Annotated in this window: 20 protein-coding genes and 2 tRNA genes; 14 read left to right on the top strand and 8 right to left on the bottom strand. The window is 62.3% G+C overall.

What is annotated here, in order from left to right:
- Positions 1-7: 7 nt before the first annotated feature.
- The 6 genes from AC07VI_RS26950 to cheY all read left to right on the top strand — a co-directional run bounded on the left by AC07VI_RS26950 (position 8) and on the right by cheY (position 5,695).
- Positions 8-514 (top strand): chemotaxis protein CheW, encoded by a 507-nt coding sequence (locus AC07VI_RS26950; protein ID WP_071324468.1) that lies wholly within the window; start codon positions 8-10, stop codon positions 512-514.
- Positions 515-691: 177 nt separating this feature from the next.
- Complete coding sequence (locus AC07VI_RS26945; protein ID WP_492993358.1) at positions 692-2,407, top strand: methyl-accepting chemotaxis protein; 1,716 nt, start codon at positions 692-694, stop codon at positions 2,405-2,407.
- Between the two features lie 71 nt (positions 2,408-2,478).
- A complete protein-coding gene (locus tag AC07VI_RS26940; RefSeq protein WP_086146175.1) occupies positions 2,479-3,351 on the top strand; it encodes a CheR family methyltransferase in 873 nt (290 codons plus the stop codon).
- Positions 3,352-3,360: 9 nt separating this feature from the next.
- Positions 3,361-3,969: a chemoreceptor glutamine deamidase CheD gene (cheD, locus tag AC07VI_RS26935; RefSeq protein WP_076570770.1), complete on the top strand. Its 609-nt coding sequence runs from the start codon at positions 3,361-3,363 to the stop codon at positions 3,967-3,969.
- 109 nt (positions 3,970-4,078) lie between these two features.
- A complete protein-coding gene (locus tag AC07VI_RS26930; protein ID WP_086146174.1) occupies positions 4,079-5,149 on the top strand; it encodes a protein-glutamate methylesterase/protein-glutamine glutaminase in 1,071 nt (356 codons plus the stop codon).
- A gap of 147 nt (positions 5,150-5,296) precedes the next feature.
- Positions 5,297-5,695, top strand: coding sequence for a chemotaxis response regulator CheY (cheY, locus tag AC07VI_RS26925; RefSeq protein ID WP_026132837.1), 399 nt, complete (start codon positions 5,297-5,299; stop codon positions 5,693-5,695).
- Positions 5,696-5,771: 76 nt separating this feature from the next.
- Here the strand turns inward: cheY and AC07VI_RS26920 are convergent, their stop codons facing one another.
- The gene (locus AC07VI_RS26920; RefSeq protein ID WP_099420296.1) at positions 5,772-6,524 is read right to left on the bottom strand and encodes a glucose 1-dehydrogenase; all 753 of its coding nucleotides are present in this window, start codon (positions 6,522-6,524) and stop codon (positions 5,772-5,774) included.
- Positions 6,525-6,865: 341 nt separating this feature from the next.
- On the opposite strand from AC07VI_RS26920, the gene AC07VI_RS26915 reads away from it, so the two are divergent.
- Positions 6,866-7,342: a hypothetical protein gene (locus AC07VI_RS26915; protein WP_139842512.1), complete on the top strand. Its 477-nt coding sequence runs from the start codon at positions 6,866-6,868 to the stop codon at positions 7,340-7,342.
- 40 nt (positions 7,343-7,382) lie between these two features.
- Here the strand turns inward: AC07VI_RS26915 and panC are convergent, their stop codons facing one another.
- From panC to metG, 5 genes are all read right to left on the bottom strand, one after another.
- Entirely contained in the window at positions 7,383-8,222 is an 840-nt protein-coding gene (gene panC / locus AC07VI_RS26910) for a pantoate--beta-alanine ligase (protein WP_086146171.1), read from the bottom strand.
- A 54-nt stretch (positions 8,223-8,276) separates the two neighbouring features.
- Positions 8,277-9,209: a segregation and condensation protein A gene (locus AC07VI_RS26905; protein WP_086146170.1), complete on the bottom strand. Its 933-nt coding sequence runs from the start codon at positions 9,207-9,209 to the stop codon at positions 8,277-8,279.
- Positions 9,210-9,226: 17 nt separating this feature from the next.
- A complete protein-coding gene (locus AC07VI_RS26900) occupies positions 9,227-9,436 on the bottom strand; it encodes a DUF3460 family protein (protein WP_086146169.1) in 210 nt (69 codons plus the stop codon).
- A gap of 107 nt (positions 9,437-9,543) precedes the next feature.
- Entirely contained in the window at positions 9,544-10,023 is a 480-nt protein-coding gene (locus AC07VI_RS26895) for a GNAT family N-acetyltransferase (protein WP_086146208.1), read from the bottom strand.
- Between the two features lie 18 nt (positions 10,024-10,041).
- Positions 10,042-12,195, bottom strand: a complete 2,154-nt coding sequence (gene metG, locus AC07VI_RS26890; RefSeq protein ID WP_099375534.1) for a methionine--tRNA ligase — start codon at positions 12,193-12,195, stop codon at positions 10,042-10,044.
- A gap of 160 nt (positions 12,196-12,355) precedes the next feature.
- Here metG and apbC point away from each other — a divergent pair, with 160 nt between their 5' ends.
- The 3 genes from apbC (at position 12,356) to AC07VI_RS26875 (ending at position 15,840) form a co-directional block, all read left to right on the top strand.
- Complete coding sequence (gene apbC, locus AC07VI_RS26885; protein WP_086146167.1) at positions 12,356-13,444, top strand: iron-sulfur cluster carrier protein ApbC; 1,089 nt, start codon at positions 12,356-12,358, stop codon at positions 13,442-13,444.
- Between the two features lie 136 nt (positions 13,445-13,580).
- Positions 13,581-13,988, top strand: coding sequence for a DUF4399 domain-containing protein (locus AC07VI_RS26880; protein WP_099375535.1), 408 nt, complete (start codon positions 13,581-13,583; stop codon positions 13,986-13,988).
- 175 nt (positions 13,989-14,163) lie between these two features.
- Positions 14,164-15,840 carry an alkaline phosphatase family protein gene (locus AC07VI_RS26875; protein WP_086146165.1) on the top strand — a complete coding sequence of 559 codons (1,677 nt, stop codon included), beginning with the start codon at positions 14,164-14,166 and terminating at the stop codon, positions 15,838-15,840.
- Positions 15,841-15,894: 54 nt separating this feature from the next.
- Here the strand turns inward: AC07VI_RS26875 and AC07VI_RS26870 are convergent, their stop codons facing one another.
- Both AC07VI_RS26870 and lysA read right to left on the bottom strand, forming a co-directional pair.
- Entirely contained in the window at positions 15,895-17,457 is a 1,563-nt protein-coding gene (locus AC07VI_RS26870; protein WP_086146164.1) for a phospholipase D family protein, read from the bottom strand.
- A gap of 62 nt (positions 17,458-17,519) precedes the next feature.
- On the bottom strand, positions 17,520-18,770 hold the full coding sequence (lysA, locus tag AC07VI_RS26865; protein ID WP_492993364.1) for a diaminopimelate decarboxylase: 1,251 nt from the start codon (positions 18,768-18,770) through the stop codon (positions 17,520-17,522).
- Positions 18,771-18,914: 144 nt separating this feature from the next.
- Between lysA and AC07VI_RS26860 the strand changes: the two genes are divergently transcribed.
- The 4 genes from AC07VI_RS26860 to AC07VI_RS26845 all read left to right on the top strand — a co-directional run bounded on the left by AC07VI_RS26860 (position 18,915) and on the right by AC07VI_RS26845 (position 21,665).
- On the top strand, positions 18,915-19,826 hold the full coding sequence (locus AC07VI_RS26860; protein WP_086146162.1) for a LysR family transcriptional regulator: 912 nt from the start codon (positions 18,915-18,917) through the stop codon (positions 19,824-19,826).
- Between the two features lie 90 nt (positions 19,827-19,916).
- Positions 19,917-21,323, top strand: coding sequence for a glutamate--tRNA ligase (gene gltX / locus AC07VI_RS26855; protein ID WP_492993366.1), 1,407 nt, complete (start codon positions 19,917-19,919; stop codon positions 21,321-21,323).
- 124 nt (positions 21,324-21,447) lie between these two features.
- A tRNA-Ala gene (locus AC07VI_RS26850) sits at positions 21,448-21,523 on the top strand.
- Between the two features lie 66 nt (positions 21,524-21,589).
- A tRNA-Glu gene (locus tag AC07VI_RS26845) sits at positions 21,590-21,665 on the top strand.
- Position 21,666 lies beyond the last annotated feature (1 nt).

Genomic DNA, 21,666 nt, shown 5'->3' with positions numbered 1-21,666 from the left:
ATTCATCATGTCAGATACTCAACAAACATCCGGCAGCAAACCTGGCGACGGCAAGGATATCGCCGGCCGTGAATTCCTGGCCTTTACCCTGGGCTCCGAAGAGTACGGCATCGATATCCTGAAAGTGCAGGAAATCCGCGGCTATGAAGCGGTGACCCGCATCGCCAACGCGCCTGAGTTCATCAAGGGCGTGATCAACCTGCGCGGCATCATCATTCCCGTGGTCGACATGCGCATCAAGTTCAACCTGGGCACGCCCGTGTACGACCAGTTCACGGTGGTGATCATCCTGAATATCGGCGGACGCATCGTCGGCATGGTGGTCGACAGCGTGTCGGACGTGACCACCTTGACGCCGGAGCAGGTGAAGCCGGCGCCGGAAATGGGCACCGCGTTCTCGACCGACTACATGATCGGCCTGGGGACCATCGATGAGCGTATGCTGATCCTGGTCGACATCGACAAGCTGATGTCGAGCAGCGAGATGGGCCTGATCGACAAGCTGGCGGCGTAAGGCCGGCAGGCGGCGCCAGGGGCGCCGCAGTTTTACCGCAAGTATCACTACAGATATGCATGTACCGGCGTGACCAGAGGCGCGCCGGCAGGCTGCAAGGTCCGACAGAGGCCTGGCCACAATACGGCGCCGTTTGGTTGAGCGCGCGCCGTTCACACATCTATATTGGAGACTGTAATGAGTTTGCGCGATTTTAAGATAGGCACGCGGCTGGGATATGCTTTTGGCAGCATTTTGCTCATTCTGGTGGTGGTCGTCGTGGCGGCCAACGCCCTGAATTACCGTAACAAGGCGGAGCTGCTGGATGGCCTGGCGCTGGCAGGCGAGAAAAACACGCAGGCATCGCTGATGAAGAGCGCGATGCTGGAAACCGGCATCGCCATGCGCAATATCGGCTTGCAGGGCGACGTGGCCCTGATGCAGACAGAGGAGGGCAAGGTGCGCCAGCACCGCAAATTGTATGACGGCGCGCGCGACAAGCTGGCCACCCTGGGCTTGTCCGGCAGCGAGAAAGCGCTGCTGGCCGATATTGCCAAGGTCGACGGCGAAGTCGATGCGGCCTTCAAGGAGGCGATGGGGCAGGTGCTGGCGTTTAACAGCGAGGGTGCGGCCAAGGTGATTGCCACGCGCATCGATCCGCTGAACCGCAAGACCCTGGCCGACATCAACAAGCTGCTGGAATTGCAGCATGTGGCGCAGCAAAGCTTCATGGATGGCTCGCTGGCGGCCGATGCGCGCCTGATGACGGTATTGCTGGTCCTGGGCGGTGTGGCGTTGGCGCTTGGCGCCTGGTGCGCCGTCTTCATCACGCGCTCGATCACGGTGCCGCTGTCGGGGGCCCTGGCCGTGGCACAGAAGGTGGCGGCGGGCGAGCTGACGTCGCACGTGGTGGTCGAAGGCAAGGATGAAACGAGCGCGCTGCAGCGGGCACTGAAGGATATGAACGACAGCCTGGTGAAGACTGTCAGCGACGTGCGCAGCGGCACGGAAACCATCACCATCGCTTCGCGCGAGATCGCCAGCGGCAATGCCGACCTGTCGGCGCGCACGGAAACGCAGGCCAGTTCGCTCGAAGAGACGGCGTCGTCGATGGAGGAGCTGACCTCGACCGTGAAGCAGAACGCGGACAATGCGCGCCAGGCCAATCAATTGGCCGTGTCGGCATCGTCGGTGGCCGAGCAGGGCGGCAGCGTGGTGGCGCAGGTGGTCAATACCATGGGTTCGATCAAGGACAGTTCGCGCAAGATCGTCGATATCATCGGGGTCATTGACGGCATTGCGTTCCAGACGAATATCCTGGCCTTGAATGCGGCCGTCGAGGCGGCGCGGGCGGGCGAGCAGGGGCGCGGTTTTGCGGTGGTGGCGTCGGAAGTGCGTAATCTTGCCCAAAGGTCCGCTGGCGCAGCCAAAGAGATCAAGGGCCTGATCGGCGACTCGGTCGACAAGGTCGACGCGGGCAGTCGCCTGGTGGACGAGGCGGGCCAGACCATGGGGCTGATCGTCACGTCGATCCGCCAGGTGGCCGATATCATGGGCGAGATCACGGCGGCGACGCAGGAGCAGAGCCATGGGATCGAGGAAGTAAACCAGGCCATCGCGCAGATGGACCAGATGACGCAGCAGAATGCGGCGCTGGTGGAAGAAGCGGCAGCGGCCGCCGAAAGCATGCAGGACCAGGCGCAAAAGCTGGCCGATGCGGTCAGCATCTTCAAGCTGGGCGGCGAACAGATGGCGCCTGCCGTCCGTGCGCCGGTCATGCCGGTGCGGGCCGCTGTTCCTGCGGCGAAGGCGCCAGTGGCGCGCGTGGCTGTGGCGAAGTCGGAATACAAGACGGCGCCACCGCCCGCCAAAAAGCTGGCGGCAGCCAGCGGCGACGATTGGGAAGAGTTCTGACGCCAACCCGGTCCCGCTAGTTATACTTGCAAAGGCATTGGTCAGAGTAGTCATAGAGAGGTAAAAACAAAATGCCGCAAACTAAAACGGATTCGGTCAAGGAGTTTGACTTCACGGGCAAGGACTTCGAACGGGTCCGTGCCATGATTTACAAGCGGGCCGGCATTGCGCTGGCCGACAGCAAGCAGGAAATGGTGTACAGCCGCCTGGCGCGGCGCCTGCGCGCGACCGGCATTTCCTCGTTCGTCCGTTATCTGGACGACCTGGAAGCGGGCCGCATGGGCGACGAGTGGGAAGCCTTCACGAATGCGCTGACGACGAACCTGACGTCGTTCTTCCGTGAGGCGCATCACTTCCCGCTGCTCGCCGAGCACGTGAAAAAACTGAGCGGGCCGATCACCATCTGGTGTTCGGCCAGTTCCACCGGCGAGGAGCCGTATTCGATCGCCATGACGGTGTGCGAGGCGTTCAATACGCTCACGCCGCCGGTGACCATCGTCGCTACCGATATCGACACCAACGTGCTGGCCACGGCCGCCAATGGCGTCTATAACTTGGACCGGCTCGACAAGATGCCGGCCGACCGTGCGCGGCGCTTTTTCTTGCGCGGCAAGGGCGATCGCGAGGGACAGGTGCGGGTACGCCCGGAACTGCGCCAGATGATCACCTTCAAGCCGCTCAACCTGCTGGCCGACAGCTGGCCCGTGACGGGTCAGTTCGACGTCATCTTCTGCCGTAACGTGATGATTTATTTTGACAAGGCGACGCAGCGCAAGATTCTGTCCCGCTTTGTGCCGTTGATGAAGCCGGATGCCCTGCTGTTTGCGGGCCATTCGGAGAATTTTCTGTACGTGTCGGATTCATTGAAGCTGCGCGGTAAAACAGTCTATGAGCTCGATCAGCCTCGGGGCAGCGCACCCAAGGCATCGTCGCATCGTACATGAGAGTGAAATATGAGCCTGGAATCCAAAGAGCAATTCGCCACTAACGTCTATTACGACCGGACGTTCAATTGTGATGCAGCCAAGATCCTGCCTGGGGAGTATTATTTCACCAACAAGGACATGCTGATCGTCACCGTGCTGGGCTCCTGCGTATCGGCCTGCATCCGCGACCGTGTCACGGGCCTGGGCGGCATGAATCACTTCATGCTGCCCGACGGCGGCAGCGACACCAACAGCCCGATCTCTGCATCGATGCGCTATGGCACTTACGCCATGGAGATATTGATCAATGATCTGCTGAAGGCGGGAGCGCGGCGCGAGAACATGGAAGCGAAGGTGTTCGGCGGCGGCGCCGTGCTGCGCGGCTTCACGGCGATCAACGTCGGCGAGCGCAATGCGGCTTTCGTCATCAACTACCTGAAGGCGGAAAAGATGCGCGTGGTGGCTGAAGACCTCAACGACATCCACCCGCGCAAGGTGTACTTCTTCCCGCGCAGCGGCAAGGTGCTGGTGAAAAAGCTGATGCAGACGCATAACGACACGCTGGTACGCCGCGAACTCGATTACGCAAGCCGTCTCAAGGTCGCCCCGGTCGGCGGAGAGATTGAGCTGTTTTAATAAACACCGGACCAAACCTGCTGCGCGTCGCGCATTGCGCGCCTGCGGCGGTTTTTCAGGTGTACTGGTTTAATAAAGAATAAGGGCCGCAAGGCCTGGAAGGATAGATATGAAGATCAAAGTATTGATCGTGGATGATTCGGCCTTGATTCGTAGCGTGATGACGGAAATTGTGAACAGCCAGCCCGACATGGAAGTGGTGGGCGCGGCGCCCGATCCGCTGGTGGCGCGCGAGATGATCAAGCAGACCAATCCCGATGTGCTGACCCTGGACGTCGAGATGCCGAAGATGGATGGCCTGGACTTTCTGGAAAAGCTGATGCGTTTGCGCCCCATGCCGGTGCTGATGGTGTCGTCGCTGACCGAGCGCGGTTCGGAAATCACCATGCGCGCGCTGGAACTGGGCGCCGTCGATTTCGTCACCAAGCCGAAGATTTCGATCCAGAGCGGCATGCGCGAGTACACGGACATGATCGCCGACAAGATCCGCGCGGCCTCCAAGGCGCGCATCCGTGCGCGCACCCTGCCGTCGGCAGGCGACAAGACGACAGCACCGCTGCCGGCGCTGCGCAGTCCATTGACGTCGAGCGAAAAGCTGATCATCGTTGGCGCCTCCACGGGCGGCACGGAAGCGATCCGCGAATTCCTCATGCAGATGCCGTCCGATTGCCCCGGCATCCTGATTACGCAGCACATGCCCGAAGGGTTTACGCGCTCGTTTGCGCGGCGCCTCGATTCCTTGTGCAAGATTTCGGTGCAGGAAGCGGCCGGCGGCGAACGCGTGCTGCCAGGCCACGCCTACATCGCGCCCGGTCATTCGCACCTGACCTTGACGCGCAGCGGCGCCAACTACATGACCAAGATCGACCAGGGCGAGCCCGTCAACCGCCACCGTCCGTCCGTGGACGTGCTGTTCCGTTCGGCTGCGCAATCGGCAGGTAAAAATGCCGTCGGCGTGATCCTGACCGGCATGGGCAAGGATGGCGCACAAGGCATGCTGGAGATGAAGGCCGCAGGAGCGTATAATTTTGCTCAGGACGAAGCCAGTTGCGTCGTGTTCGGCATGCCGCGCGAGGCGATCGCCATCGGTGCCACGCATGAGGTTGGCGCTCTGACGGCCTTGCCTGGCATGGTGCTGGGCCACCTGGCTGCGCATGGCATGCGCGCTTTGCGCGTGTAAGCCACGTTTTATATGATCTGAGGCAAGTTTGTTCGCCTAAAAGCAACGAAAATGCTATCCTACGACTTGCTGCCGTAGTGTCGACCATAATGTCGGCATTCATGTCGATATTATTAACAAACCGCTACAGAAACAACGGAGTTATTCATGGCTGATCCAAAGATGAAATTTTTAGTCGTTGACGATTTTTCGACGATGCGCCGCATTGTCCGGAATCTGTTGAAGGAACTGGGTTATGCCAACGTCGATGAGGCGGAAGACGGCGTGATGGGCCTGGCCAAGCTGCGCGCGGAATCGTTCGATTTCGTCGTGTCGGACTGGAACATGCCGAATATGGATGGCCTGACGATGCTGCAGCATATCCGCGCCGATCCCGCGCTGGCCAAGCTGCCCGTGCTGATGGTTACGGCTGAAGCGAAGAAGGAAAACATCATTGCCGCCGCGCAAGCGGGCGCCAGCGGTTATGTTGTCAAGCCGTTCACGGCCGCGACCCTCGATGAAAAGCTGAACAAGATTTTCGAGAAGCTGGAAAAAGCCGGCGCCTGATCACGGCTTGATACCGATCAAGAAAAACGCTGCCCGTGCAAACCGGCAGCGTTTTTTTCGTTGGCCTGCAACTGGCTTACACCAGGCCGCCATTCGCGCGCAGGGTCTGGCCATTGATCCAGCGGCCATCGGGGCCGGCCAGGAAGGCCACGGCGGCGGCGATGTCGTCGGGCGTGCCCAGGCGTTCCAGTGGCGCCATCTTGCTCATGCGCTCTATCGTTTCGCCTGATTTTCCGTTCAAAAACAGGGCCGTGGCCGTGGGGCCGGGGGCGACGGCGTTGACGGTGATGTTTTTGCCGCGTAGTTCCCTGGCGAAGATATTCGTCATCGTCTCGATGGCCGCCTTGCTGGCGCCGTAGACGGAGTAACCTGGCAGGGCCAGGCCTATCACACTCGTCGAGAAATTGACCACGCTGCCGCCGTGGCGCAGGCGCCTCGCCGCCTGGCGCATGGTATTGAAGCTGCCCTTCACATTGATGGCGAACAGCCTGTCGAAGGCGGCGTCGTCCGTGTCGGCCAGGCTGGGCAGCTCGGGCGGCAGGACGCCGGCGTTATTGACGAGCACGTCGACGCCGCCAAAGGCCGCTTCGGCCGCGTCGAACAGGGCTTGCACGTCTGCCGCATCGGCCACGTCGGCCCTCACCGCAATGGCAGCGCCGCCATCGCCGACGATGGCCGCCGCCAGCTGCTCCGCTGCCGCCTTGCCGCTGGCATAGTTGACGACGACCTGCATGCCGTCGCGCGCCAGACGGCGGGCAACGGCGGCGCCGATGCCGCGCGAGGCGCCCGTGACGATGGCGACGCGCGATGGGGGGACTGCTGTATTCATGGCGTTTCTCCTGTAGTGACCGGAAGCCCGCGGTGTTGCCGACGAGCCAGTACAGGCATTCTGGTCTTTATCTTTGACTGGATAAAGATGGCGCTATTGCTTTGATTGTGCAAGTTAAATCAATAATGATGTCGGCGCGCGTTCGCGTCGCACGACGCCGCTGCCATGCCGGCGGCCGAGGATGTATTTCGCACGGCTATTGCGCGATTGCAAGCCATGGAAACGAATTGCGCAAAGGAATGAAATATTTCCTAAAGTTAACTTTACACGTCAACTGATTTGGCCCATGATCGCTGCACCATTCGACCTTTGTCCCCGACCCCGACAAGAAGGAGCGCAGCATGCGCCGAACATCCGTTTTAGTGTTAGCCCTGAGCACGGCCTTGCTGGCGGCCTGCGGCGCCAGTATCGAGCAGGCCATCGCACCGGCAGCCGTTTCGACCGCGTTCGTGGAGGCACAGCCGCCTGAGACGCCGCCGGCGCCAGTACACCTGGCCGTCGAGGGCGATGGCCGGCATGCGTATCTGCACCGCGTCGGCGGCAGTGATTATGTTTCCCTGAGCCAGGAAAATGCGCCAGGTGATGTGGCGCCCCTGAAGGCAGCGCAGCGCGATGGGCACGCCATCCGCCTGCTGGCGGCGGACCCGGCCCAGGCGCGCGCGATGCTGCGCAGCCTGAAGCTGCCGGCCAGCCAGCGCAAATTGTGGGCAGGCGAGGAAATCGTGCTCGATGCGGCCAGTTATGACATGCTGCAGGCTGCGCGCAGCAAGGGCAAGCCGCTGTTTGCAGAGCTCAGGCTGGTACGCCTGGAGAAGTAGGGGCGGCGGAGCCGGCCGGCCCCGCCGGCGTGCGGCGCTGTCAGATTTCCAGGTTGTCGATCAAGCGCGTCTGGCCCAGCCTGGCGGCGGCCAGCACCACCAGCGGTTCGCCAGCGGCCAGTTCGGCAGCGCTTGGCGCTTGCAGGTTGGCGCGCTTGCGCACGGCGATGTAATCGGACTTCCAGCCGCGTCCGTCCAGCAGCCGCATGGCGGCCTGTTCCAGCTCGCCCACGGCCAGGTTGCCCTTGCGCACTTCCTCGGCCACGAATGTGAGTCCCTTGAACAGTTCCGGCGCTTCCGCCCGTTCGCTTTCCGACAAGTACATATTGCGCGAGGACAAGGCCAGGCCATCGTCGGCCCGGTAGGTTTCTGCGGCGATGATTTCCGTCGGCAGCGCAAACTGGCGCGCCATGTTACGGATGATCATCAGCTGCTGGTAATCCTTCTTGCCGAACACGGCCACTCGCGGGCCCACGCACGAGAACAGCTTGGTGACGACCGTGCACACGCCTTCGAAGAAGCCGGGGCGGAATTCCCCTTCCAGGGTATTGCCCAGGTCATCGGGCGGACGCACGCGGTATTCCTGCGGTTCCGGATACAGTTCCTTTTCCGTCGGCGCGAACAGCACATACACGCCTTCCTTCTCCAGCTTGGCAATATCGGCGGCCATGGTGCGTGGATATTTTTCAAAGTCTTCGTTCGGGCCGAATTGCAGGCGGTTGACGAAGATCGAGGCGACGACGGGGTCGCCGTGCTTGCGCGCCAGGCGCATCAGCGACAGATGGCCTTCATGCAGGTTGCCCATGGTGGGGACGAACGCCGTGCGCAGCTGTCCGCTGAGCTGGTCGCGCAATTCTTCGATGTCGGAAATAATTTTCATGGATTGCTTTCGCTAAAACCCCGTTGTACGGTGGTCAGTGACAAAGGGAAGGGGTCAGGCGGGCGAATACGCCAGCCGGACGTAGATGGGGGCAAACGGTTCTGCCTGCGTGATTTCGATCAGGGTTTCCTTGGCCAGTTCCAGCAGGGCCACGAAGTTAACCACCACCACGGGCACGCCGCCGGCAATGTCGAACAGCTCGCTGAATTCGACGAAGCGCGACGATTGCAGATGGCGCAGGATGCTCGACATGTGCTCGCGCACGGACAGTTCCTGGCGGCTGATGCGGTGATGCTGGGTCAGCTTGGCGCGCTTCAGCACGTCGAGCCATGCCTGCTGCAAGTCCACCGGCTCCACGTCGGGCCAGGTGGGCGTCAGGCTTTGCTCGATGAAGATCTGCGTGCGCACGAAATCGCGCTCGAATTGCGGGATGGCGTTCAGGTCGTAGGCGGCCAGCTTGATCTGCTCGTACTCGAGCAGGCGGCGCACCAGTTCGGCACGGGGGTCGCCGCCGTCTTCCTCGACGTCGCTCTTGCGCGATGGCAAGAGCATGCGTGACTTGATCTCGATCAACATGGCGGCCATCAACAGGTACTCGGCGGCCAGTTCCAGGTTGCGCACGCGGATCTGGTCCACGTATTTCAGATATTGCAGGGTGACCTGCGCCATCGGGATATCGAGAATGTTGAAGTTTTGCTTGCGGATCAGGTAGAGCAGCAAGTCGAGCGGGCCTTCGAAGGCTTCGAGGAAGATTTCCAGCGCGTCCGGCGGAATGTACAAATCGGTCGGCATGCGCATCATCGGCTCGCCGTACAGGCGGGCGATGCCCAGCGGGTCGGCGGCGGGCGCCGCGTCCGTGACCGCTGTTGCAGATGCTGCAGGGTCGCCGCCGCCGTCGCCGCCAGCGACGGGTTCGGGCAACTCGATGACCGCGTTCACGTCCTGGGCGTCTTGCCCCGGCGTGCCCGCCGACTCTTCAGGCAACATCGTGCCGGTTCCAGGTCTTAGTTCTTGTTCTGGTAAACGTAGGCCTGCTGCTTGACGGCCGACGCCATCTGGCGTTCCTGCTCATCGATGCTGACGGGTGGCTTGTCCCACAGCAGGGCGCGGCCCGCTTGCTGGCCCGCTTCCATGCCAGGATTCTTGGCCTTCAGTTCGGCGATGAACAAGGTGTGGTCGGATACGTAGTTGTTGTGTTTTGCAGGCAGTTTCATATTCTCTTCTGAGTGTCTTATAAGTAAGGTCAGCCGGCCGTATTTTACCGCGCCGGGCGAGCCGGCGGGTTGTTGTATGGACAAGCCAGGGGCAAAAATGCTAAAAATCAATACCTTAGCAGGCGGCGCATCACCATAGGCGCCGGTTCGGCGGGGTTGGCGTGCGAATATTCCAGTTCCTCGGCCAGGTCGAATTCGAAGGCCGCGTAAAAATCGATCAGCTTGCGCTGGTCGCGCCGCACGGCCAGGCGCAATTCCTCGGCCTGGCACGACAGGCCGTGATGAATGATGGCTTCGAGCAAGTGCTGCGAGATGTGGCTGCCCCGGTAGGCGGGCAGCACGCCCATGCGCGAAATCTTCCAGATGGCGGGATCGCTGTCGAGCGGCATCCAGCGCAGCGAGCCGGCCGGCACGTCGTCGACCAGCAGCACGAAGCCGCCGCCGTGGCGCAGTTGCTCCGCCACTTGCTCGGCCGTCTCGTGGTGTCCGCTGGAGGAAGGAGCCACCTTGCCGGCCCACGCGGCGCGGGTCAGCTCGGCAATCAGTTGTGCATCGGCATTCGTTGCTTCGCGCACCACGATATTCATCATCGGTCCTTGTCGTCCTTAGCGGATGCGCATGCCAGGTTCGGCGCCCGGCCACGGGTTCAGGATGTAGATGCCCGGATTGGCCTTCTCGTCGGCGGCGGAGGCGGCCATGACCATGCCTTCCGAAATGCCGAACTTCATCTTGCGCGGCGCCAAATTGGCCACCAGCACCGTCAGCTTGCCGATCAGCTCTTCCGGCTGGTAAGCCGAACGGATGCCCGAGAACACGTTGCGCAAACGGCCTTCGCCCGCGTCCAGCGTCAGGCGCAGCAGCTTGTCGGAGCCGTCGACCAGCTCGCAGTTGACGATTTTCGCGATGCGCAAGTCGACCTTGAGGAAATCGTCGATCTTGATTTCCGGCGCCAGTTCCTCGATGGCGGAGGCTGGGGCGGCCACGGCGGCGTCGCTTGCGGCGTCGATGGCGGGCGCGGCAGCTGCCGCTTGCGGCGCGTCAAACAACGCTTCGATCATCTTTGCATCCATGCGCGTCATCAAATGGTTGTAGGTGCCGATGGTGCGGCCCAGCATGCTGGCCGAGACGGCGTCCACTTGCGTATCGGCCCAGGTAAATTGTTCGTCGTTGAGGAAGCTGGCCACGTTCTTCGCCACGCCCGGCAATACCGGCGACAGCAAGATGGTCAGCTGGCGGAACAGGATCAGGGCCGTGGTGCACACGTCGTGCAGCTCGGCCGTTTTGTCCGCATCCTTGGCCAGGATCCACGGCTTGTTTTCATCGACATACTGGTTGGTGATGTCGGCAATTTCCATGATCTCGCGCAAGGCCTTGCCGAATTCGCGATTTTCGTAGTGGGCCGCGATGCTGGCCTGGCGTTCCTTGCTCAGGACCTCGTCGCCGGACGGCACCTTGTACGTGAGCGCGCGCCAGATATAGCCCTGCGCCGTCGACGACAGGGTAGTGGCCAGCTTGCCGTCGAACTTCTTGGCGATGAAACCGGCGCAGCGGCTGGCGATGTTCACGTACTTGCCGATCAGGTCGCTGTTCACGCGGGCGACAAAATCTTCGCCGTTGAAGTCCAGGTCTTCCACTTTCGAGTTCAGCTTGAAGGCGATGTAGTAGCGCAGCCATTCCGGGTTCATGCCCAGGTCCAGGTAGCGCAGCGGCGAGATGCCGGTGCCGCGCGACTTCGACATCTTTTCGTTATTAACCGTCAGGAAGCCGTGGACATTGACTTTCAGTTTGTCGATCACCGGGTGATTGGCAAATTTCAGCATGGCAGGCCAGAACAGCAGGTGGAAGGAAACGATGTCCTTGCCGATGAAATGGATCTGTTCCGTCGTCGGGTCGTTCAGGAAGGCGTCGAAATCGATGCCTTTCTTGTCGCAATAGTTTTTCAGGCTGGCCAGGTAGCCGACGGGCGCGTCCATCCACACATAGAAGAACTTGCCCGGCGCATCGGGAATCGGGATGCCGAAGTAGGGCGCGTCGCGCGAGATATCCCAGTCGGCCAGCTTTTCGCCCGCCTCGCCCAGCCATTCGCTGACCTTGTTGACCATTTCCGGCTGCAAGCGGCCTGGCGTGTTCAGCCAGCTTTTCAGGAATTCGAAGCAGCGCGGGTCGGACAGCTTGAAGAAATACTGCTCCGACGGCTTCATCACGGGCGTCGCGTTGGTGAAGACCGAGAACGGGTTGACCAGGTCGGTCGGCTGGTAGGCGGCGCCGCATACTTCGCAATTGTCGCCGTACTGGTTCTTGGCGCCGCATTTCGGGCATTCGCCCTTGATGTTGCGGTCGGCCAGGAACATGCCTTTGACCGGGTCGAAGAAGCGGTCGACGGTTTTCGTGACGATCAGGCCCGTATCGCGCAGCTTGCGGTAGATCGATTGCGACAGATCAACGTTCTCCGGCGAATCGGTCGAATACCAGTTGTCGAAGGCGATGTGGAAGCCATCGAGGTACTGGGCGCGGCCGGCGGCGATGTTGGCGACGAATTGCTGCGGCGTAATGCCTTCCTTTTCGGCGGCGATCATGATGGGCGTGCCATGCGTGTCGTCGGCGCCCACAAAGTGCACTTCACGGCCGGCCGCGCCATCGCGTTGCATTCGCTGGAACCGGACCCAGATATCAGCCTGGATGTATTCCATGATGTGGCCAATGTGAAAAGCGGCGTTTGCGTAAGGCAGGGCAGTGGTGACGAACAGCTTGCGAGTCATGATTGATGCACTTTTGGGATGGATAATAGGACATTTTAACAGCGGAAAGGCAATATGAGCAGATGCAGCGCCGGCAAGTGATGCTTTTGCCGCCATCGCACCATGCAAATTTGCGCTAGACTGCGCGTATTGCACATATGTAGTACACACGGAGATTTACATGAGCATCACAGTAGAAGACGTCAAGGCCGCGCTGGCCCAGGTTATTGATCCAAATACACATAAAGATTTCGTTTCCAGCAAAACCGTCAAGAATCTGAAGGTCGATGGCGCCGATATTTCGCTCGACATCGAGCTGGGCTACCCCGCCAAGAGCCAGATCGACCTGATCCGCAAGTCCGTGCTGGCCGCGCTGCGCGTGCTGCCGGGCGTGGGCAACGTCAGCGTGGGCGTGTCGTCGAAAATCATTTCGCACACGGTGCAGCGCGGCTTGAAGCCGATGAGCAACGTGAAAAACATCATTGCCGTCGCTTCCGGCAAGGGCGGTGTTGGCAAATCGACCACGGCCGTCAACCTGGCCCTGGCCCTGGCGGCCGAAGGCGCCACCGTCGGCATGCTCGACGCCGACATCTATGGCCCGTCGCAACCGATGATGCTGGGCATCAGCGGCCAGCCGAAGACCCTGGACGGCAAGAGCATGGAGCCGATGGAAAACCACGGCCTGCAAGTGTCGTCGATCGGCTTCATGATCGATCCGGACGAGCCGATGGTGTGGCGCGGCCCCATGGTCACGCAAGCCTTGCAGCAGCTGCTGGACCAGACCAACTGGCGCGACCTCGATTATCTGATCGTCGACATGCCGCCAGGCACGGGCGACATCCAGCTGACCCTGTCGCAGAAAGTGCCCGTCACGGGCGCCGTCATCGTCACGACGCCGCAGGACATCGCGCTGCTCGACGCGCGCAAGGGCTTGAAAATGTTCGAGAAAGTCGGCATCCCGATCCTCGGCGTGGTGGAAAACATGAGCACGCACATCTGCTCGAACTGCGGTCATGCGGAAGAAATCTTCGGCGCCGGCGGCGGCGCGAAGATGTGCGCGGACTTCGGCGTGGAATTCCTCGGCGCCTTGCCGCTGACCATGGCGATTCGCCAGCAGACGGATTCCGGCACGCCGACCGTCGTGGCCGAGCCGGAAGGCCCCGTCGCCGTGATCTACAAGCAGATCGCCCGCACCATCGCCATCAAGGTGGCGGAAAAGGCGAAGGATATGACAAGTAAATTCCCGTCGATCGTCATCAAGAACGACTAGTGGCTGGGCGGCCTTGCAAACCTGGTTTTCAAGGCCGCCGTGGTGTTGTTGGATTTATATAATCTTCCCCGTCGCCACGACCGCCAGGAATATGGTTTCATGCAGTCCGTGTTGTTATTAAACAAGAGGAGACATCATGCAATTGACTACCGTATTCCTGCGCCAGGCCGCAATCCTGGTTGCCGGCAGCCTGCTGGCCGCCAGCGCCTTTGCCCAATCCGTGTCATTCGTCGAGCCTGTTGACGGCGCGACAGTGACCAGCCCGTTCAAAGTGAAATTTGCCGTCAGCGGCATGGACGTCAAGCCGGCCGGCGACATGACGGCCAAGACGGGCCACCATCATCTGCTCATCGATACGGGGCCGATGAAGGCGGGCGAGATGATCCCCATGGATGACAAGCATTTGCATTTCGGTAAAGGACAGACGGAAACGGACGTCACCTTGCCGCCGGGCCAGTACACCCTCACCATGCAGTTCGCCAATGGCGCGCACCAGTCGTATGGGCCGGAGTTGAGCAAAAGCATCAAAGTGACGGTCAAGTAAGCGCCAGTCCGTTTCAGCGCACCTCGCAAGAGCCGGCTTCCTGCAGGAGTCCGGCTTTTTTCATAACATTGCCTATTGTCATCAATGCGTCATATAGTCTGTGTATGCTGCCGGGCGGCCAGTCTTATGGCCTCCCGATGGCATTCCTATAATGTGTACTGATAAACGAGCGGATATGACGAAACATTTCTCCCTTTCCCGGCAACTGGCGCAGGCGCTGCTGCTGGCCGCTGGCGTGGCGGCGTGCCAGGCGCATGCGGCCAAGGCGCTTCCCGCGACTGCGGCGCAGCCGAAGCTGGTCGTGGTGCTGGTGGTCGACGGCTTGCCGCAAGAGCAGGTAACGCGCTACCGCGACCAGTTCGGCCAGGGCGGCTTGCGCCGCCTGCTGGAGCAGGGCGCGTGGTTCAGCGATGCGCACCAGGCGCATGGCATCACGGTCACCGCCATCGGCCACTCGGCCGTGCTGTCGGGCGCCTACCCGTACCAGCATGGCGTGATCGGCAATAACTGGATCGATCCCGTCACGAAGAAATCCGTGTACTGCACCGAGGATGGCAATTTCCACTACATCGGCGAAGAGACGCAACCGGACGACGGCACGGCGCCGACGAAACTGCGCGTGAGCACCCTGGGCGACGAACTGCGTTACGCCACGGGCGACAAGGCCAAGGTCGTCACCGTGTCGGGCAAGGACCGCGGCGCCATCCTGCTGGCCGGGAAAACGGGCACGGCCTATATGTACATGGAAAAGACGGGCAATTTCGCCAGCAGCACATACTATATGCAGCAGCACCCGCAATGGGTGCAGCGCTACCAGGCGGCCAAACCGCAGGACCGCTATTACGGCAAGAGCTGGACGCCGCTGCTTGCCGATGCTGCCTATGCGCGCGACGCCCGTGATGATCTGGTGGCGGCCAAGCCAGGCACGCGCAACACCTTCCCCTTCGCCTATTACAGCGACAGCGGCAAGCTTGATGGCGAGTATTACAGCCGCTTGAAGTCCGGTCCCTTCCTCGATGAACTGACCCTGGAATTTGCCCGTGCCGCCGTCGATGGCGAAAACCTGGGCCGCAATCCGGCCGGCGTGCCCGATATCCTCGGCGTGAGCCTGTCTGCGCACGACTACGTGAACCATGCCTACGGCCCGGAAAGCAGGATGTCGCACGACCATCTGCAGCGCCTGGACCGCATGCTGGCCGGCTTCTTTCTTGATCTCGATAAAAAAGTCGGCATGGACAATGTGCTGGTGGTGCTGACGGCCGACCATGGCTTTGCCAACGTGCCGGAATTTGCCGAAACGCGCGGCTTTTCCGCCAAACGCATCGACGGCGCCAAGCTGGTCGATGCCTTGAACCAGCACCTGGCAACCAGCCTGGGCATCGATAAACTGGTGACGGCGTCGTCGCTGCCGAATATCTATCTCGACTACGCGCTGGCGGAAAAGAGCGGCATCCATCGCGCCGCCCTGGAAGAGGCGGCGGCCCGCTTCCTGCTGCAGCAGGACGGCCTGGCGCAGGTCTACACGCGCACGCAGATGGAAACCGGCGCCGTGGCCACGCGCATGGACACCCTGATGCGCCGCGCCTGGAACCGCCAGCTGTCGGGCGACCTGATGCTGGTCACGAAGCCGGCCTGGTATTTCGGCAAGGGCAGCGGCGGCACCTCGCACGGCACGCCGTACACGTATGACACGAACGTGCCGCTGATGGTCTTCGGCCCCCGCTGGATCAAGCCGGGCGCGTATGGCGAATACGCGGAAGTGGTCGACATCGCGCCTACGCTCGCCCACCTGCTGCGTATCCGCCAGCCGTCGGCGTCGGAAGGGCGGATTTTGACGGAAGCGCTGCGCTAAGACGCGTTGGCGCCTGCTTGGGGTCAGACCCGGCGGGTCTGACCCCGGTAAATGTTACAGCAGCCAGTCGATCGGCAGCACCGACAAAATCGCCACGCCCATGCGCTTCCACATGCTGGCGCCCGGTTCCGTGTCGTAGCGTGTGGTCGTGCCGCTGGCATCGCGGGCCAGCCAGTACAGCGAACCGTCGGGGTTCAGCAGCACCTGGTAGGCGCGCTGCGGGATCGTCGTGCGCATGGCTTGCCCCAGCTGGCTTGCCAGCGCGGGGCTGTCGATGACAAGGCCCATTTCCGTGTTCAATTCGATGGAACGGGGGTCGAAATTGAACGAACCGACGAAGACGCGCCGGTCATCGACGGCAAAGGTTTTCGCATGCAGGCTCGATGCGGAGCTGCCGAAGCGGCCCGTTTGTTCGCGCGCGTCGCCGGCTTCCCACGAGCGGCGCGATTCATACAGCAGCACGCCCGCTTCCAGCAGCGGTTTGCGCCACTTCGCATAGCCCGCATGCACGGCCGCCACGTCGGTCGCTTCCAGCGCATTCGTCAGGATGCGCACGCCCACGCCTTTTTGTGCCAGGTCGGCAAAGGCTTGCGTGCCGGCCTTGCCGGGCACAAAATACGGCGACACCAGGTCTACTTCCTTTTGCGGCGCGCCCAGCAGGTCTTGCAGCTTGTCCGCCACGCCCGTGCCTGGCCGGGCCTTGTCCAGCACCTTGGCCGGGTCGTCGCTGACCATGCGCGTCCTGGCCCATTCGAAGGGCAGGGTGCGTTCCATCATCTGCTTGACGAAGGGCGAGGTGCGCAGCGCCTGCACGTATTCCTCTGCTGCCCTGGTGTCGTCGATGCGGTCCGCCTCGGCGGCGATGGTGGCCGCGTCGCCATCGACAGGGCTGGTCAGCAGCAGTGCGGCCGGGTAGGCCGAGGCGCTGTTCCAGTAGCGGTCGAATTCCTGCGACACCTCGCCGACGACAGGGCCGACGGCCAGCACGTCAAGGTCGGCGAACAGCACGTCGCCGGCCGCGCCAAAATATTCATCGCCCACGTTGCGCCCGCCAACGATGGTGGCCTGGTTATCGGCCGTGAACGATTTATTGTGCATGCGCCGGTTCAGGCGCGAAAAATCCGTGGCAAAGGCCAGCGCGCGCGGCGCGCGGGGCACGAAGGGATTGAACAGGCGGATTTCCAGATTCCGCTGCTTGCCCAGCATGGACAGGGTCTGGTCCAGGCCCGCCGTGTTGTTATCGTCAAGCAGCAGGCGCACGCGCACGCCCCGTTCGGCCGCCTGGCGCAGGGCGTCGAACAGCAGGGTGCCGGTGATGTCCTTGTGCCAGATGTAGTACTGCACGTCCAGGCTGCGCTGGGCGGCGGCGGCCAGCAGCGCCCGCGCGGCAAACGCGTCGCGCCCGTCGGCCAGCGGATAGATGCCGGATACGCCCGGGTGCTGCGCCGCCAGCGGCGCGATGGCCGCGCCCAGCCGCGTGTCGGCCGTATCGGTGATGACGCTGGAGGCGCTGCGGCCCTCCAGCGAAGGCAGTGTAGCGCAGCCGGCAAGGATGGCGCAGAGCAGCAGGGGCAGCAGCCGGCTGGCGCTGCGGAAGGGGGGTACTTGGGCGGGCATGGCAAGCTTTCATCGAGTTGCCCCGATGTTAGCAGATGCGCATGCCCGCACAGGGCGCGGTGTTACAGTTGTTCCAGCGCGATCAACTCGGCAACCGTCTGGCGGCGGCGGATCAGTCGCGACGGGTGTTGCTCATCCGCGCCATCGACCAGGTATTCGGCCGCATGCGGGCGGCTGTTGTAGTTCGACGACATCGACGCGCCATACGCGCCCGCGCCTTCGAAGACCACATAGTCGCCCACCTGCGCTTCGGCTAGCTGCCGCGTTTCCACCACGCCGCCATCGCGCTGGGTAAACACATCGCCCGATTCGCACAGGGGGCCGCCGACCACGGTGGCGCGCTGGGCGTCCAGGGTGCGGCCGTCATGCGCGATCACGGACATTTCATGGTAGCTGCCGTACATGGCCGGGCGCATCAGTTCATTGAAGCCCGTATCGAGCAAGGTGAAGTGATTGCCGCCCATTTGCTTGGTGGCGCGCACTTCGGCCACCAGCAGGCCGGCGTCGGCCACGAGAAAGCGGCCCGGTTCGATTTCCAGGTGCACGCGATGGCCCAGGTGCGCCTCGATCTGCTTGCGCGCCGCATCCCACAGCTGGAAGTAGTGGTCCGTGTCGACCGGCTGCTCGCCTGCGCGGTAGGGCACGGACAGGCCGCCGCCCGTGGAAATGGCTTCCAGGTCGTGGCCCATGTTCTTGACCAGGTCGACCATGGTGCCGCAGACGGTTTCCAGGTGGCTGTAGTCGACGCCCGAGCCGATATGCATGTGCAGGCCCACCAGGTGCAGTCCATGCGCGCGGATGACGGCCAGCGCCTCCGGCAACTCCTCATGCCAGATGCCGTGCTTGCTGTTTTCGCCGCCCGTGTTGGTCTTGTTGCTGTGGCCATGGCCATAGCCGGGATTGATGCGCAGCCAGACGCGGTGGCCGGGCGATACGGGGCCCAGCTGGCGCAGCATGTCGACGGAGCCGCAATTGACCTCGATCTTCGCTTCCACCACGCGCGCCAGCGTGGCGCGGTCGAACAGGTCGCAGGTGAAGACCAGGCCGGCGGCGGCGTTCGTTTGCGCCGGCGCAAAGCCCGCCTGCAGCGCGCGCTCGATTTCGCCCAGCGAGACGGCGTCCACGTGCACGCCCGCTTCGCGCATCACGGCGAGCAGATGGATGTTCGAATTGGCCTTTTGTGCAAAGCGCACGGTGTCGAACTGCGCCAGCTGGGCTACGCGCGCGCGGATGGTGGCCGCGTCGTAGACCCACAGGGGCGTGCCGTGTTCCTGGGCGAGTTGGGCGAGGGTGGCGTCTGGCACTGGTTTCATGGTGGTTGTCTTTGTCATGTAATGAGGGGGCGGATAGCGCGGGCTAGGCCTGATAATCCGATTTACGTGCCGATCATGATGCGGGTTTTCTGTGTAAACATAAAATATCCAATTAAGCTGACCTTATTCATTTATGATATACCCATGACCATCTCCTTGCGCCATATCGAGGTTTTCCGCGCCATCATGACGACGGGCAGCGTGACGGGCGCCGCCGCCATGCTGCATACGTCGCAGCCCACCGTCAGCCGCGAGCTGGCGCGCCTCGAGCACTTGACGGGCTTGATCCTGTTCGAGCGCGAGCGGGGGCGGCTGCGCCCCACGGCCCAGGCGCTGCAGCTGTTCGAGGAAGTGCAGCGCGCGTATTTCGGCCTGGAGCGCATCGTCAGCACGGCGGCGGCCCTGCGCCAGTTCGACCAGGGGCAGCTGTCGATCGCCTGCCTGCCCGTGTTTTCCCAGTCGCTGCTGCCGCAGGCGTGCAAGCGCTTCGTCGCCGACTTTCCCAAGGTGAGCATCAGCATCACGCCGCAGGAGTCGCCGCTGCTGGAAGAGTGGCTGTCGGCGCAGCGCCACGATATCGGGCTGACGGAGGTGGGCAATGCGCCGCCCGGCACGGCGCTCGATCCCCTGATGTCCGTCGATGAAGTATGCGTGCTGCCGGACGGCCACCCGCTGTCCGGCAAGGCCGTGCTGGCGCCGACGGACTTCGCCGGCCAGTCTTTCATCAGCCTGGCCGCCGTCGACCCCTACCGCCAGCAGATCGACGCCATCTTCGCGCAGGCCGGCGTGGAGCGGCGCATGGCGCTCGACACGCACAGCGCCGCCTCCGTGTGCGCCATGGTGCGCGAAGGCGTTGGGCTGGCCATTGTCAATCCGCTCACGGCGCTCGATTTTGCGGGGCAGGGCTTGCAGATCCGCCGCTTTGCCGTGTCCCTGCCGTTCACCGTGAACGTCGTCAAGCCGCTGCACCGGCCCCTGTCTCAATTGGTCGCCCTGTTCGAGCAGGCGCTGCAGGCCCAGGCGGACGAGGTGAAAAGGCGCTTGCTGGCCCTATAAGGCAAACCCCAGCGCTCGTGGCGGGGTTTGCCTTTGGGGTTTGCTTAGGTAGTAAAATGGCGTTTTACTTATTCAGGCCTGATTACTTCGATGACCACAACCGCTACTCCCGTCCGCACCCGTTTCGCTCCCAGCCCGACCGGCTATCTGCACCTGGGCGGCGCCCGCACCGCTTTATACAGCTGGGCGTACGCCCGCCACTTCGGCGGCACCTTCGTGTTGCGCATCGAAGACACGGACGTGGAGCGTTCCACGCCGGAAGCCGTGCAAGCGATTATCGAAGGCATGCAGTGGCTGGGCCTGGACCACGACGAAGGCCCGTTCTATCAGATGGCCCGCATGGACCGCTACCGCGAAGTGGTGGCGCAGATGCTGGCAGAAGGCACGGCCTACCATTGCTACTCGTCGCCGGAAGAAGTTGAAGCGATGCGCGAGCGCATGCGCGCCGCCGGCGAAAAGCCCCGCTACGACGGCACCTGGCGTCCGGAACCGGGCAAGACCCTGCCTGCCGTGCCGGCGGACCGCAAGCCCGTCGTGCGCTTCAAGAATCCGCTTGATGGCGACGTGACGTGGGACGATGTGGTCAAGGGCACGATCACGATCTCGAACCGCGAACTGGACGACCTGGTGATCGCCCGCCCGGACGGCACGCCAACCTATAACTTCTGCGTCGCCGTCGATGACTGGGACATGGGCATCACCCATGTGCTGCGCGGCGATGACCACGTCAACAATACGCCGCGCCAGATCAACATCCTGCGCGCCATCGGCGCGCCGCTGCCGCTGTATGGTCACCTGCCGATGATTTTGGGTTCGGACGGCCAGAAGATGTCCAAGCGCCGCGACGCCGTCAGCGTGATGGATTATCCGGCACAGGGCTTCCTGCCTGAATCGATGCTGAACTACCTGGCGCGCCTGGGCTGGAGCCACGGCGACGATGAAGTGTTCTCGGTGGAACAGTTCTGCGAATGGTTCAACCTCGACCACCTGACCAAGTCGGCCGCGCAGTTCGACCTGGAAAAGCTCAAATGGCTCAATAACCAGTACATCAAGCAGGCCGACAACACCCGCCTGGCCGGCCTGGCCCGCCCGCAAATGATCGCCGCCGGCGCCGTCTTCGAAGGCGCGCCGGATCTGGCGCTGGTGCTGGGCATGATGAAAGAGCGCGCCAACACGGTCAATGAACTGGCTGACGCTTCGATGCTGTTCTTCCGCGAGCCGCGGCCGGAAGCGGAACTGGCAGCGCAGCACATCACGGATGCCATCAGGCCCGTGCTGGCGCAGTTTGCCGAGCGCATCGCCACGGTGGAGTGGAGTAAGGAAGCCGTGGCCGCCATGATCAAGGAAGTGCTGGCGGCCCACGCCATCAAGATGCCGCTGCTGGCCATGCCTTTGCGCCTGATTCTGACGGGCCAGCTGCAGACGCCGGCCATCGACCAGGTGGTGGTGATGTTCGGCCGCGACACCGTGCTGGCGCGCCTGGCAAAGTGGCTGTAATTGCCGCGCTGAATTGAGCGTGTAAATGCGGTGCAGAAACCGCCCCTATGAAAAGTTGCTCATAGACGAAAAAGGGTATTTGCAGAGTGAAACTTCTTTGCTATACTCTTGTTTCTGCACCAACGGGGGTATAGCTCAGCTGGGAGAGCGCTTGCATGGCATGCAAGAGGTCAGCGGTTCGATCCCGCTTACCTCCACCAGCAGCAAAATCGCAGTCAGGTTTTGTTAGTCGTTGAAGTGGTGCAGTAGTTGTTGGAAGTTCCGCGGTCCCCATCGTCTAGAGGCCTAGGACATCACCCTTTCACGGTGAGTACAGGGGTTCGAATCCCCTTGGGGACGCCAG

It is taken from the genome of Janthinobacterium sp. GW821-FHT03A03 (assembly GCF_059421435.1).
Note: the sequence above shows the minus strand (reverse complement) of the source record. Positions and strands in the feature narration are given on the sequence as shown.